Here is a 15459-nt window from a genome sequence, read left to right on the forward strand (position 1 = left end):
ATGATATTGCCAACAGATGATATCAGTTTATTTATTATAAAAATAATTGATAGATATTATGAAATCGAAAATAAATAATAAGATGAAACCGTTCGCTTTTTTTCTATTTATCATTTCAATCAGCAATGTATCGGCACAGGTGAATACATACCAGGCTACCTTAAGGTCTTTGTGTGATGTGCTACTCACCACTCAAATAAACTCCCCTACCGACCCTAATTTTGGCGCTTTAGTTTGTCCGTCCGTAAATCCTGATGATCATCCTATACACTCCCGTTCAGCGGAGGCAGTTTATCCGTTTTCAGTAGCTTATAAACTTACCAATAAACCAGAATATCGGGATGCGGCGATTAAATTAGGTAATTGGCTGATAAAAAACCAGGATCTTCGCGGTGAGAAAAAAGGAGGATGGAGCGAAAGTTGGCCAGATCCCCAACAAAAAGGTTGGTATGGAACTACTACAGATCAATTGATATCGCTAGCCGGCTCATATGCAATTTTAAAGCCTTGGTTAAGTCCAGCCGAAATTAACGAATGGAATTATGCCATGACGCTGGCTGCCGATTATATTGTTAGAACATTTCCAATCGGGAATGTAAACTATAACCCCACAGGTGCTGCTACTTTACTATACACTTACCACGTTACCGATAAACCAAAACAAATATGGTTGCTAAAAGCAGACTCGTTAATGAACAGCAGTACATTAAATCAAATTACCGCTGATAACCTTTTACATGGCGAAGGAAAAGGCGTTGACGAGGGTTATAATATTGCGCAAAGCATTGGTTATATCGCTCTTTACGCTATCTTAAAAAATGATTTAAAAATTAAAAGAATTGCTGCCGACCTACTTAAAACACATAGCTTATTCGTTTACCCCAACGGATCTGTTGATAACTCTTGGGGAACCCGATCTTTTAAGTGGAATTACGAAAGTGGAACAAAAACTGCACCCGGTGTTTATTTCAGTTTCGCCTTACTGGCAGATATGGACCCAGAATTCGAAAAGCTCGGTTTACGATGCTTGAACTATTTAAATACTCAATCCCTGCAAAATGGCTGGATTGGTTATGGTCCAAGCGCAATAAACCACATAAGCACTTCGCCACCCTGCAATTACAGTACTTTTGCTAGAGCACAAAGTATTGCCTTAGCCATAGAATACGGTTCAAAGTCGAAAACACAGCGTGAGTCTTCCTTAAACACCCAAACAGATAGCTGGTATAAATTTTTCCCTGATATTAAAGTTGCCGTTATCCGTACACCTAAAATGATGGCTACTGTTTCTGCATACGGCGAAATAAGAAGATATCCTCGCGAATCTGTTTGTAGAGGTGGAAGTGTCACCAATTTATGGTATGATGGATTTGGAGCGAATGGCTTTTTACAGTCTTCATCCACTTCCGTGTATCAAAGAATTGAGGAAATGCACATGCCCATTGAAACTGAGCTTCTGCCCCTTACACCACGGGTCGAATTTAACCAAGACACTAACCTTTATTCAAATTTATTCGAAGCAGAAGCTTCCATGGATGTATCCAAAGAAGCTGATCATATTAAAGTACTAACTATTGGAAATATGCAGACCATCAAGGGCTCTAAATCTGATGTTAGATACAACATAATAAACCGCTTTTATAATACGCATTTGGTAAAAGAAATAACTTTAAATGGAACCCAACAAAATTATCGCATTATCGAACCTATTGTAAAAAGTGAAGGATCAACATTTCATCTAAAAAACCGCCGTACTGTTATCATCAAATCGGCTTCATCAAAAAATGAGTGGAAACTAAAAATATTAAGCAGCACCGCACCATACAAAATAGTATTAGGCGTAGATGAAGATAAATATTGGTCGCCGTTTCCTGGTGTAGAAGCATATCCAATTACCATTAACTTTACTACGGCTTCTGATAAACCTCAGACCATAAAAATATCTCTGGGTAAAAAATAAAAATCATGATTATAAGACCCAAAATAACATGGCTAGCTTGTTTACTAGTTTTAATTACAAATAGTTTTGTAACCCTTGCTCAAAAATCAAATAAACCCAATATTCTATTTATTGCGATTGATGATTTAAAGCCTGTTTTAGGATGCTATGGCGACCAGCTAATTAAAACACCCAATATTGACCGCTTGGCTAAACGAGGAACCGTTTTTAAAAGTAATTATTGTCAGCAAGCCATCTGTGGACCAACCAGAGCAAGTATTATGACCGGAATGCGTCCGGATGTAACTAAAATATGGGATCTCAAAACAAGAATGCGAGATGTTAATCCAGATATACTTACCATCCCACAATATTTTGCTAGTCAAGGCTACTCAACTCAAGCCATTGGTAAAATTTACGATCCACGGTGCGTAGATGAATATCTGGATAAGCCAAGTTGGACCGTTCCGCATTACAGAACGGACAAAAAATATTACGCTGTCTCTACAGGTGAGCCCGTTTTAAATTATTACCAGGCTAAAGAAACTAAAGCTATTGTTGAAAAGCGGAGAAGCGATTCTCCTGAAAAATATTTAACCGACAAAGATTTATTAGCTACCATAAGACCGTCAATGGAAACCGTTGACGTACCTGATAATGCCTACATTGATGGAGCAAATACCCTGCAGGCAATAGATATTTTAAAACAACTCAATCAAAAAGAACAACCATTTTTTTTCGCGATGGGTTTTTTTAAACCGCACTTACCGTTTAATGCGCCGAAGAAATACTGGGACCTCTACCGCCAAGATGAAATGCCGGTTGCCGAATTTCAAGAAAAATCCAAAAATGGAGTGGATGTTGCCTATCATAATTCTGGAGAGTTAAGGGCTTACTCGGATATCCCTCCTTTACTCTCTTTCACAGATCAAAAAGATTTCGGCGTAACCCTACCCTTAAACAGACAAAAGCAATTAATACAAGGATATTACGCTGCGGTTTCATACGTTGATGCTCAAGTTGGAATTTTGCTAAACACACTTGATTCATTGGGATTAACTGAAAACACAATTATTGTATTGTGGGGCGATCATGGCTGGCACTTAGGTGATCATAATCTTTGGTGTAAACACTCCAATTTTGAACAAGCAGCGCACAGCCCTTTAATTTTTTCGGCTCCAAGTATCAAACCTTCATCGACAACTTCTATTTCAGAGTTTGTAGATGTTTTTCCAACGCTGTGTAATTTAGCAGGCCTCCCCGTTCCTTCTCATCTTGATGGTAAAAACCTTGTCCCATTAATGCGAAACAATAAAGCGTCGATAAAAAAGTTTGCCATGAGTCAATATCCGCGGAGTTCAAACGCAGAGGAAACGGAAAGAATGATAGATTCAACTGCTAAAGTGATGGGTTATTCTTTGCGTACAAAAAGGTATCGCTACACCATCTGGATGGATAATTTTAGAAGTAACCAACCGTTTAAGGCTTCTTCTGTGGTTGGAGATGAACTATATGATTACCAGAAAGACCCTTTGGAGAAAGTTAATGTGGTACAAGACAAAGCATATGCTTCAGTTACAAGAAAACTAAAAAAAGCAATGCTTAAATACTTCCGTAGTAAGGAAACAATCTAAAAATTGGTTTCATTGTTGTTTAAGCTACGCAAAAAACGAGTTATTTCTCTTCAGAAAGATGACTCTATAAACCCTTTTATTGCTGGATAGACTCTACTACAACAGTTAATATGGTTCTGTTAAACAGACTAGCCTTATTTCATAAACTGCGAATAATGGTTTGCTAGAATAATTTCCTACTAAACAGAAAAGGTTTTGCAGATTGCAAAACCTTTTCTCTTTGTAAACCTTTCTAATATTAAGGGTTCCACCAAAGTTTTGTAGTTACTTTATCCGGACCTCCTAGTTTAGCTATACCAGACGCTAAGCCATTTGCATTTGAAGACGCTTCAATAGGTGGATAAGTAAGTCTTTTGATACTCGTTGGGTCACTAGCAGGTGCATCTATATTATCTGAATTTAAGCGAGGGTACAATCTCGGAAAACCTGTTCTCCTAACCTCTGCCCAAGCTTCTTGTCCGTATGGATAAAGTGCCAACCACTTTTGAGTAGCTATTTGTTCTCGCTGTACAGGTTCAGTACTTCCAAAAGCAACTGGAGTGCCTACCATTCCAGGTGTGCTGTAAATATCACCCAAAGCGGCTGGTGTAGTTGTACCTGCTTTATAAGTGCTAATTACGCTGGCATCGGTAACTCCCCATTGTGCCATAGACGCATCAATACCTTGTTGGTAATAAGTTTGCACAGTTAACGACCCGGTATTCCAGTTATTTAACTTTGCTTCAGCAAGCAGCAAAAGGGTTTCTGATGCAGTAAAAATTTTCCATGGAGCAACACCACGATTAGCAAAACCAAACGAAGAATTAATATTACTATTATTTGCAACCGCGTTTTGTGCAATTCCTAGCTGAACCTGTGACAAACCATTTCTGATGCCTTTATAAGTCCCTGAACTTGTTGGGTCAAAAAACTTTTGTAAACGAGGGTCGTTATAGCCTTTTAATACACTTTCCATTGCAGCACTCATCCTAAACTCATTAAATGATGATATGGATGCAGTAAGGTTAGGTGTTGAAGAACTAACTTTCATAAATGCATTATCAGCATTGGTGATAATCATTCCTCCCGCTGCTGCAACCGCAGCCTCAGCTTGTTGTTTACCTAGCGCAGGTGCTTTTTTAGAAACCCTGATAGCGGCTCTTAACCAAAGAGAATTACAGAATTTTGTCCATTTCTTTACATCGCCACCGTAAATAAGATCGCCTTTTTCAAAAAATTTAGTCGGACCGCTGTAGGCAGATAAAGTTGCATTGGCTTCTTTCAGTAATTTAAAGAAATCATTGTAAATATCTTCTTGGCTATCATACATAACTTCGGTTTCGCCATTACCTGCTTGAAAATACGGAATAGCGCCAAAATTATCTGTCACGGGCATAAACATGTAAACTTTCCAAACTTTTGCAATAGCATGTTTGATGGGATCTTGCAATGGACCACCATCTTTAGTTTGCTCCATAACCACACTCAATTGAGCGTTAGCATTGCTGTAAAAATGCACCCAGCCGTAATCAAGCCAGCTACCTACCATTACATTCCGGTCTGATTCTGCCGATTGAGAAGTGTTTGCAAAGTATTGCGCCTGTGCATCCGAATAACGATGAGAGAAACGCTGATATGATGTAGCTCCAGCATTGGTGGTATTTAAACCAAAAACACCTCTGTATTGTGCGGCTGAAAACAAATATTCAAGCGTTGCATTATCAACCGTAGAAATTTTAGTTTTATTGGTATTTAAATCCTCGAAGTTTTTAGTACATGAAAGGAGTACGGTTGCCATAAGCAACGCACTCAACGTGTTTTTTATATAAGATCTCATTTTGTATGAATTATTTTTCGGGTATGATAATATTAAAAAGAAAGATTTAGAGATAATCCGAAACTACGCGTAGTTGGTGGCGAAAAAGCTTCAATACCTACTGTTGAATTTCCACTTCCAATTACTTGTTCAGGGTCAAAGCCATCAGCCTTGTTTAACAAAAAGAATAAATTACGGCCTGTAAGGGAAATACTAGCCGATTGAAACGGCGTTCCGTTCACTAACTTACCGCTTAAGTTATACCCAAGCACAAATTCTCTTAACCTAATATTAGACGCATCATAAGTAAACACTTCACCGGCTGGCGTATTTTTTCCACCAACTTTTTTCCAGTACTGCTCTGCAGTAATCTGCTTAGTGTTTTGAGTACCGTTAGCAAGCACACCGTCAAACACAAATCCATCTCTGTTTTCTGCTGTTTTTGCTGCAACTCCATCAGCGTAAATATTAGCATTGGTAAACGATGAAACCACACCTCCCATGCGGGCGCTGATTACAAAACTTGTATAAAAACTTTTATAGGAGAACTTATTGATTAAACTTCCAGTCCAATCTGGACGGGTGTTCCCTACATATACATTCTGTGCACCACTAATCATTGGAAGACCGTTACCATCAACCATAATTTGACCAGTTGCGTTACGTATATAACCACGGCTATATAACTCACCAAAAGGTTTGCCCTTTACGATCTTAACGCTATTCATAAAATCTCCACCAGTTGTAAGTAGAAACTCGTTTAGCGTTGGGGATATCTCTAACACTTTATTATTGTTTTTCGCATAATTAACTGCAACATCCCATTTAAAACTCTTGGTCTTTACTGGTGTGCCGTTTAGCGTTACTTCAATACCATCGTTTTTGATATTACCTGCGTTAATGTATTGACTAGCCCAACCAGAACCAGCTGGAAGTGTTATGGCTAACAATTGATTTTTAGAGTTACTATTGTACCAAGTAAAATCAAAACCCAAGCGGTTGTTAAAAAACTTAGCTTCTAAACCCACCTCTTGAGCAGTGGTAATTTCAGGTTTTAGTCCCGGTATAGGTTTTGAAGGATCTCTACCAATTGTAACGCTGTTACCACCCTGAAAAGAAGTATACGTTTGAGAAAGGTTATACGGGTCGGCATCATTACCTGTTTGCGCAACAGAGCCTCTCACTTTAGCAAAGCTGATAAAGTTTGGTAAACGAAAGATATCGGACACTACACTGCTAATACCCGCCGACGGGAAAAAATAACTATTATTTTCTTTCGGCAACGTTGATGACCAGTCGTTTCTACCAGTAAGCGTTAAAGTTAAATAATCCTTATACGTTAAATCTGTTGTTAAGTAAATAGCCTGTTTCTCCTTCTGATAAATATCTCTTGTGGGAGTTGATAAGGGAGTATTACCTACTGTAAATACGTTTTCGATGATTAAACTATTGTTTCGCGTACCAGTACTAATAATATTATTTTTTTGAATGTTACCGCCAAAGTTTGCACTCAAGTTAAAGTCTTTTGATAAGCTTTTATTGTAAGAAAATAAGATGTCGTGATTAACTTCTCTAACATCTCTTCTACTAAGCTGATAGTCTCCAAGTGGCGCAATTGTATAAGTATCGTTGTAAAACTTAAATTCACCATCGTCGTTATAGCTATCAATACCCGAACGTAACATTACATTTAATACTGGGGAAATTTTATAAGTTAACGATGCGAATCCTGTTATTCTGTTTCTTTCTTCATCAGACAGATTTCGATTTTTTGTCCAGTATGGATTTGCACCCCCAGTGGCTCCAGGATTCCAATAGTTTTGACGTAAAAACCCAGAACCGGTTAGGTAATCGTAATTTAAAAGGTTTTCGGGATCAATATTTCGTGGCACCCTGTATATACCAAGATTAGGATTATCATTTCCGCCACCAATAGCTTGTCTGTTTGCAATTTGTTGATTTAGGTAAGTAGCTTTTACATCAGCAGTAAACCGTTCGCCAAGCTTTCCGCTGGCTCTTAGGTTAAAATTATTACGGGTTAAAGTATTATTATCAATTATACCCGTAGCATCTGTGTTGGTATACGAGAAATAAACCTGTGCCTGCTCTGAACCAGCATTTAACGCGATACTATTCACTAGGTTAGTACCGTTGCTGTAAAAATCTTTGTAATTATCCGGATGCGCAATATAGCTGTTTGTTTTTCCGGCATCGGCTGGGTCATTGCTCCAAGTTGGTACCATTCTTCCATCTAATTTTGGACCCCAGCTTTGTTCGTTTGTGGTACTAAAAACTCCAGAAGCGCCCTGTCCGTACTCATTCTGAAATTTTTGCAAGAAAATTGGCTGTTCAACTTGCAAACCGCCAGTATAACTTATACCAACGCCTTTGCGTTGTTTCCCCTTTTTTGTAGTAATAATAATTGCCCCGTTAGAAGCCCTACTTCCATACAATGCGGTTGCTGAGGCACCTTTTAAAACGTTGATAGACTCTATATCATCAGGGTTTAAACTGGAAATACCATCGCCCGAGTCTCTTCCTCCGCTATTCACACGAGTAGCTTGAGTGCTCGAGTTATCAATTGGTACGCCATCAACTACCATTAACGCTTGGTTATTACCACTTATAGATCGGTCGCCACGTAAAGTAACTCTTGAAGAACCGCCTAATCCAGAGGAAGAACGAACAACATCAAGCCCTGCCACCTTTCCGGTGAGCGAGTTTACTACGTTCAACTCTCTAGCTTTTGTAAGTTCATCAGTACCTACTGTTTGCGTAGCGTAAACAAGGGTTTTTGTTTTTTTGGTGATGCCTAATGCGGTAACTACTACTTCATTAAGTGCCTTAACATCATCAACAAGTACAACAGAAATAGTGTTGCCATTTGCCTTTTTCTCTTGTTGGATAAATCCGATATAAGAAAAAACCAATGTTGATCCTGACGGGGCATTGATAGAGAAAGCTCCATTTAGATCTGATACGGTTGCGCTTTTACCGTCTTTTACGGTAACAGAAACGCCTGGCAGAGGTGTTTGTTTTTCATCTATAACCTTGCCCTTGATTTGAGCAAGCACAATTACTGACATACAACAAAGCCCTAGCAATAAGGTTAGTTTTTTTTTCATGAATTTTATTAATTGGTTACTCCAAACTTATCCAGAAGCAGTCATTTCGTCTTCCAATTTTGGTTATTTTAATTTCAATTTTGACTATATGGCTTTGTAAATACCGTGTTTAAGAGAAATAGAAACAGAAAACATGAATAATCTATCGTGATTATATGCTTAATATATCTTAAGATTGAAATTGGTAAAAAAACACAGTTCCTGATTACTGCGTATGGCTTGAGATGCTAGATCGATTTATCCAAATTGAAGCAGATTCAAAACACTTCATATTCAATATAACTATGAAATAAGTTTTGCCTAACTCATCTATACGAAAAAGTCCCTTAAAAATAATTCTTAGAATTATTTTTAAGGGACTTTGTTTATTGTTAAATGGTACTAAACCGGATATTAAAGAATTAAATCACCGCCTGTCTAACTCTTACCAACTTCTCTAGCAAAACTTCCAATAAATCCAATTGCAACATATTTGCCGCGTCAGATTTTGCATTTGCTAAATCAGGATGGGTTTCTATAAATAAACCATCAGCCCCAACAGCGATAGCTGCTTTAGCAATGGTTTCAATTAAAGCTGGTTTTCCACCAGTAATGCCCGAAGCCTGATTTGGTTGCTGTAGAGAGTGTGTACAATCCATAATTACCGGAACGTTGAAAGCCCGCATTTCTGGAATTCCTCTAAAATCTACAATCAAATCTTGATAACCGAAGGTATTTCCCCTATCCGTTAGTAAAACATTTGGATTCCCGTTTTCGGTGATTTTATCAACCGCATATTTCATTGATCCAGCTGACAAAAACTGCCCTTTCTTTACGTTGACAACTTTACCCGTTTTTGCTGCAGCAATCAATAAGTCTGTCTGTCTACACAAGAACGCTGGGATTTGCAACACATCAACATACGCGGCCGCCATTTCAGCTTCTCCACTTTCGTGAATATCGGTTACTGTTGCAACACCAAATTCTTTTCCAATCTTCTCTAGAATCATCAATGCTTTTTCATCTCCAATTCCGGTAAAAGAATCTAATCTTGAACGGTTTGCCTTACGGTATGAACCTTTAAAAACGTAGGGAATATTTAGTTTATCAGTGATTTTTACAATTTTTTCGGCTATTCTAAATGCTATTTCCTCGCCTTCTATTGCACAAGGCCCAGCCATTAAAAAGAAATTATTTGAATCTGTATTTTTTAGTTTTGGAATGTTTAAGGTCATTTTGAATAAGTGAATGAATGCTTTTTTGTAATTATTTTAATGAGTGAATGATTGTTTCTCACCGCAGTCTGCGTTAAGCTTTTGACTTTCTACTTTAAACTTAGCGAACTAATTCCCCAGTTCAGACATAAACTTAATACGCATCAACTGAATTTCTTCAAAATTGTAATCATCAGTTCCTAACTCTTCAAGCGCTTTTTCTATAGAATCAACATCAGCAGTTCTGAAATAGTCAAAAACTTCGTCTTGCCTATCATCATCAATAACTTCGTCAATAAAATAGTTAAGATTTAGTTTGGTTCCGGAGCCTACAATAGATTCCACTTCTTTTAAAATATCCTCGTAAGAAATACCTTTTGAAGCTGCAATGTCTTCTAAAGAAATCTGTCGGTCAATATTTTGGATAATTGAAACCTTTAATGCTGACTTATTTGCGGTTGTTTTTACCACAAAATCAATAGGGCGGTCAATATCATTATCGTCGACGTATTTTTTAATCAGTTCTATAAAAGCCGAACCAAACTTTGCTGCTTTACCATTTCCAACACCCGAAATATGCTTCAGCTCATCCATATTTATTGGATAATGCGTACACATTTCTTCTAAAGATGGATCTTGAAAAACAACAAACGGCGGTAGATTTTTCTGCTTGGCTAGTTTTTTTCGCAAATCTTTTAACATTTGTAAAAGTTGCGTATCTACTGCCCCGCCCTGCTGACCATGGTCATCTTCATCATCCTTGATTGCCTCCATTTCTCGATTTAAAATAAAACGAAACGAGTGAGGGTTTTCTAAATAATTACGACCAGATTTTGCAAGTCTTAATAATCCAAAATTATCTACGTCTTTTGCAATGTAATTATCTAATAAAGCTTGGCGCAAAACAGATTTCCATACCAGAATTCCATCTTCTTTACCCGAGCCAAAATATTCTGTTTGGTGGTGCTTGTATGATTGAATCTGAGCTGTCTCCACACCCATCAATACATTAATAATATAATGGTCGTCAAACTTTTCGCCAAATTCTTTAATCATGGTTAAAACCTTGGTCAAAGGTGCATCTGCACTAAAATATTGTTTCTGTGCCCTACAATTATCGCAATTGTTGTTACAGCCTACCTCGTTAAAGTTCTCGCCGAAGTAATGTAAAATCTGCTTTCTTCTGCAAACTGCAGATTCAGCGTAATCTATAACCTCTTTTAATATCTGTGTACCAATTTCACGTTCAGAAACCGGCTTATCTTTCATAAATTTGGCCAGTTTATCAATATCCTTTTCCGAGTAAAAAGCTACACAAACACCTTCTCCGCCATCTCTACCCGCCCTACCGGTTTCTTGGTAATAGCCTTCCATACTTTTAGGTATATCATGGTGAATTACGTACCTAACATCTGGCTTATCAATCCCCATCCCAAACGCAATTGTAGCTACAATCACATCTACATCTTCCATCAAAAACTTATCCTGTGTGTCTGCCCTCACTTTTGGATCTAAGCCTGCGTGATAAGGCAAAGATTTTATACCGTTGATGGCTAAAGCATTGCTCACTTCTTCCACCTTTTTACGGCTTAGGCAATAAACAATCCCGGATTTGCCTTGGTGATTTTTGATGTATTTGACAATTTCTTTGATGACGTTGTTTTTCGGGCGTACATCATAATAAAGATTAGGTCGGTTAAAAGAAGATTTAAACAGATTGGCGTTTGTCATCTGTAAATTCTTCTGTATATCATATTGTACTTTAGGCGTTGCGGTGGCAGTTAAAGCAATTAAAGCTATACTATCGTCAATATTATTAATTACTTGGCGTATTTTACGGTATTCGGGTCTAAAATCATGTCCCCACTCAGAAATACAGTGCGCCTCATCAATAGCTACAAAAGAAACTTTCAAAAGCTTCAAAAAGTCAATATTATCTTGCTTTGTCAAAGACTCTGGCGCAACATATAACAACTTGGTTTCTCCGGCAAGCACATCTTGCTTCACCTTAGCAATCTCCGTTTTATTTAAAGATGAGTTTAAAAAATGCGCAATACTTTCTCGACCTCCAAAAGCCCTTAATTGGTCCACTTGGTTTTTCATCAACGCAATTAATGGAGAGATCACCAAAGCCGTACCTTCACTCATTAAAGCGGGCAACTGATAACAAATAGATTTGCCGCCACCCGTGGGCATAATTACAAAGGTATCATTTCCCTCTAATACACTGTCTATGATAGCTTCTTGGTCACCTTTGAAATTATCAAATCCAAAAAATGTTTGTAAATTGTCTATTAACGATTTCTTAATCTGCATTTTTATCATCAAAAAAAACAGCTCATGCTGATTTTAGCAATCAAAATAACATATTTTTGTGAAATAAATAGATTTAATTATAAACTTTTACAATTTGAAGTCATCTAAAGAAATTTTAGAGATTGCACATCGCACAATTTCCATTGAAACAGAGGCTCTTAAAAAACTGTCCACTCAAATAACCGATGATTTTGAAAAGCTCGTAAAAAAAATATTAAAGATAAAAGGACGGGTGATTGTTACAGGTGTTGGCAAAAGCGCCATCATCGCTCAAAAATTAGTTGCAACTTTTAACTCTACCGGAACCCCCGCTATTTTTATGCATGCTGCGGATGCCGTTCATGGCGATTTGGGCATTATACAGAAAGACGACTTAGTGCTTTGCTTATCAAAAAGCGGAAATACAGCCGAAATAAAAGTCCTTATTCCATTGCTTAAACAAGGCAACAACCCTTTGGCTTGTATTGTTGGCGAAAAAGAATCATACTTAGCCCAACAGTCCGATTATGTTTTAGATGCAAGTATCGATAAAGAAGCATGTCCAAATAATTTAGCACCAACCACCAGTACCACCGCTCAACTGGTTTTAGGTGATGCTTTGGCTATTTGTTTGGTAGAATGCAGGGCTTTCTCAAAAGAAGATTTCGCAAAGTATCATCCGGGTGGAGCTTTAGGGAAAAAATTATATTTAAAAGTGGCTGATTTAAGCAGACTTAACGAGAAACCAACAATCGGCATCAACGCATCTATAAAGGAAGCGATACTAGAAATCACCAAAAAGCGATTAGGGGTTGTGGCTATTGTAGAAAATCTTGAACTTAGCGGCGTTATTACCGATGGTGATTTAAGAAGAATGATGGAGAAGTATCAATCTTTTGAAAATTTGAAAGCCGTTGACATTATGAACCGAAGCCCAAAAACGATAGACGAAGGCGAGATGGCAGTTGTTGCGCTTAACCGGATGAAAGAATTTAACATCACCCAGTTAATTGTTACAAAAAACAATAAATACGAAGGCGTGGTACATTTACACGACTTATTACGAGAAGGAATTATATAAAATACCTATGAATAAGAATAATTATGCCCTGATCATGGCAGGTGGTATCGGTAGCAGGTTTTGGCCTGTAAGCAGAACCACATACCCTAAACAGTTTTTAGATGTTTTGGGAACAGGGAAAAGCTTAATCCAGAATACTTTTGAACGATTCAAAAAAATTGTCCCTGTTGAAAACATCTACATCCTTACCAACGAAAACTATTTTGACTTAGTAAAAGAACAGTTACCAGAATTAATTGACAACCAGATTATTGGCGAGCCAATTATGCGTAATACAGCACCTTGTATTGCTTATGGTTGTTATAAAATAAAGCAGTTAAATCCTGATGCACAAATTGTTGTAGCGCCATCAGACCATTTGATTTTAGAAACAGAGAATTTTGTAAACATCATTAACACCGCTTTAGACGCTAGTAAAGCGCATAACTGTTTAATTACTTTAGGTATTAAGCCTTCTCGTCCGGATACGGGTTACGGCTATATCCAATACTCAGAAGCAAGTATCGAGGATAATTTACACAAGGTTAAAACATTTACCGAAAAACCTTCGCTAGAAATTGCCCAAACCTTTTTAGCAAGTGGCGATTTTTTATGGAATTCTGGGATTTTTATTTGGAGTGTTTCTGCGATCATTGATGCTTTTGACAAGCATCTATCAGAAATGAGCGAGATTTTTAGAAGTGGAAAAAACCACTATAACTCTGCTTCAGAAAAAGATTTTATACAATCTGCTTTTCAGCGATGCACCAATATCTCTATTGATTATGGGATTATGGAAAAAGCAGAAAATGTATATGTAATGCCTTCCGAGTTTGGCTGGTCTGATTTAGGAACATGGGCATCTGTTTACGAATTAGCAGAAAAGGATTACGTAGGCAATGCGGTAATTAACCAAGAAGGCGTGATGATGTACAACTCCTCTAACTGTATGGTTAACGTACCTAAAGACAAGCTGGTTATTTTACAAGATCTACACGATTTTATTGTGGTAGAATCTAACAACACCTTAATGATTTGTCCGCGAGATAAAGAACAGCATGTTAAGCAGGTAGTTGCCGATGTAAAACAGAAATTCGGCAATAAATACATCTAAAAAAACGATATGCCCAAATCCACAAAGTTTGGGCATATTACTTATACAACATTACAACCCAAAAATCATCAATACATTAAATGGCTAAAAACGGCAAAGCGGCCTTAGGTTTTATCTTCGTAACGTTATTATTGGATGTTACCGGCTTAGGAATAATTATCCCGGTATTACCAACTTTAATCAAAGAACTTATCAAAGGCGATTTAAGCCAGGCAGCCAGCTACGGCGGTTGGTTAACTTTTGCCTACGCATTTACACAGTTTATTTTTGCACCCATACTCGGCAATTTAAGCGATCGGTTTGGCAGACGCCCAGTTTTATTGCTTTCCTTATTCGGATTTGGAATTGATTACCTGTTTTTAGCGCTTGCGCCAACAATATGGTGGCTTTTTGTGGGTAGAATTATTGCAGGGATATTTGGTGCAAGTTTTACTACCGCTTCTGCATATATAGCAGATATTAGCACACCAGAAAAGAGAGCGCAAAATTTCGGGATCATTGGTGCAGCCTTTGGTTTGGGATTTATTTTGGGTCCAGTTATAGGTGGGTTGTTGGGCCAATTTGGTTCTCGCGTTCCGTTTTTTGCAGCAGCAGGCGTTAGTTTTTTAAATACGCTTTACGGATTTTTTGTGCTGCCAGAATCCTTACCGGTAGAATCCAGGCGTCCGTTTGAACTCAAAAGAGCAAATCCAATAGGTTCTTTAATGGCCTTGAAAAAATATCCGGCCGTAAGTGGTTTAATTATAACCCTAATTTTGATTTATACCGCAAATAATGGTTTGCAAAGTGTATGGTCATACTACGGAATGGAGAAGTTTAGTTGGAACGAAGCTTGGGTTGGTTACTCTTTAGGATTTATTGGTTTAGTGGTTGGTATTGTACAGGGTGGTTTAATTAGATGGGCAATACCCAAGTTTGGACAGGAACGAAGTCTTTACATTGGGTTAACTTTATACAGCATTGGCTTTTTACTATTCGCATTTGCTCCAAATGGCATATATATGTTTGCTTTTATAATCCCCTACTCTTTAGGTGGAATTGCTAACCCAGCTTTACAAAGCATCATCAGCAGTCATGCACCGGCTAACGAACAGGGCGAATTACAAGGAGCCTTAACAAGTTTAATGAGTGCAACTACTATATTTGCGCCACCGTTAATGACGGGGATATTTTCTTATTTTACAGCAGATGACACACCAATTCATTTTCCTGGAGCGCCATTTTTACTCTGTTCAATATTGGTTTTAATTAGTGTAATATTAGCAAACAGAAGCTTAAATCGCACAAACTAAAAATAAAGAAAA

The 15459-nt window shown here is 37.7% G+C and carries 9 protein-coding genes; 5 read left to right on the forward strand and 4 right to left on the reverse strand.

What is annotated here, in order from left to right; all coding sequences use genetic code 11:
• Positions 1-82: 82 nt before the first annotated feature.
• Together B176_RS0109245 and B176_RS0109250 are read left to right on the forward strand one after the other, a co-directional pair.
• Complete coding sequence (locus B176_RS0109245; protein WP_237739816.1) at positions 83-1960, forward strand: hypothetical protein; 1878 nt, start codon at positions 83-85, stop codon at positions 1958-1960.
• 5 nt (positions 1961-1965) lie between these two features.
• Positions 1966-3573: a sulfatase gene (locus B176_RS0109250; RefSeq protein ID WP_017258524.1), complete on the forward strand. Its 1608-nt coding sequence runs from the start codon at positions 1966-1968 to the stop codon at positions 3571-3573.
• 238 nt (positions 3574-3811) lie between these two features.
• On the opposite strand, the gene B176_RS0109255 is transcribed toward B176_RS0109250, so the two are convergent.
• From B176_RS0109255 to recQ, 4 genes are all read right to left on the reverse strand, one after another.
• Positions 3812-5389, reverse strand: a complete 1578-nt coding sequence (locus B176_RS0109255) for a SusD/RagB family nutrient-binding outer membrane lipoprotein (RefSeq protein ID WP_017258525.1) — start codon at positions 5387-5389, stop codon at positions 3812-3814.
• Between the two features lie 32 nt (positions 5390-5421).
• Entirely contained in the window at positions 5422-8493 is a 3072-nt protein-coding gene (locus tag B176_RS0109260) for a SusC/RagA family TonB-linked outer membrane protein (RefSeq protein WP_017258526.1), read from the reverse strand.
• 401 nt (positions 8494-8894) lie between these two features.
• The gene (gene kdsA, locus B176_RS0109270; protein ID WP_017258528.1) at positions 8895-9707 is read right to left on the reverse strand and encodes a 3-deoxy-8-phosphooctulonate synthase; all 813 of its coding nucleotides are present in this window, start codon (positions 9705-9707) and stop codon (positions 8895-8897) included.
• A 108-nt stretch (positions 9708-9815) separates the two neighbouring features.
• Positions 9816-12002 (reverse strand): DNA helicase RecQ, encoded by a 2187-nt coding sequence (gene recQ, locus B176_RS0109275; protein WP_026063248.1) that lies wholly within the window; start codon positions 12000-12002, stop codon positions 9816-9818.
• Between the two features lie 94 nt (positions 12003-12096).
• Between recQ and B176_RS0109280 the strand changes: the two genes are divergently transcribed.
• The 3 genes from B176_RS0109280 (at position 12097) to B176_RS0109290 (ending at position 15447) form a co-directional block, all read left to right on the forward strand.
• Positions 12097-13062, forward strand: a complete 966-nt coding sequence (locus B176_RS0109280; protein WP_017258530.1) for a KpsF/GutQ family sugar-phosphate isomerase — start codon at positions 12097-12099, stop codon at positions 13060-13062.
• 7 nt (positions 13063-13069) lie between these two features.
• A complete protein-coding gene (locus tag B176_RS0109285; RefSeq protein WP_017258531.1) occupies positions 13070-14155 on the forward strand; it encodes a mannose-1-phosphate guanylyltransferase in 1086 nt (361 codons plus the stop codon).
• A gap of 80 nt (positions 14156-14235) precedes the next feature.
• Positions 14236-15447 (forward strand): TCR/Tet family MFS transporter, encoded by a 1212-nt coding sequence (locus B176_RS0109290; RefSeq protein WP_017258532.1) that lies wholly within the window; start codon positions 14236-14238, stop codon positions 15445-15447.
• Positions 15448-15459: the final 12 nt, after the last annotated feature.

Source organism: Pedobacter arcticus A12 (assembly GCF_000302595.1).
GTDB classification, from domain to species: Bacteria; Bacteroidota; Bacteroidia; order Sphingobacteriales; family Sphingobacteriaceae; genus Pseudopedobacter; species Pseudopedobacter arcticus.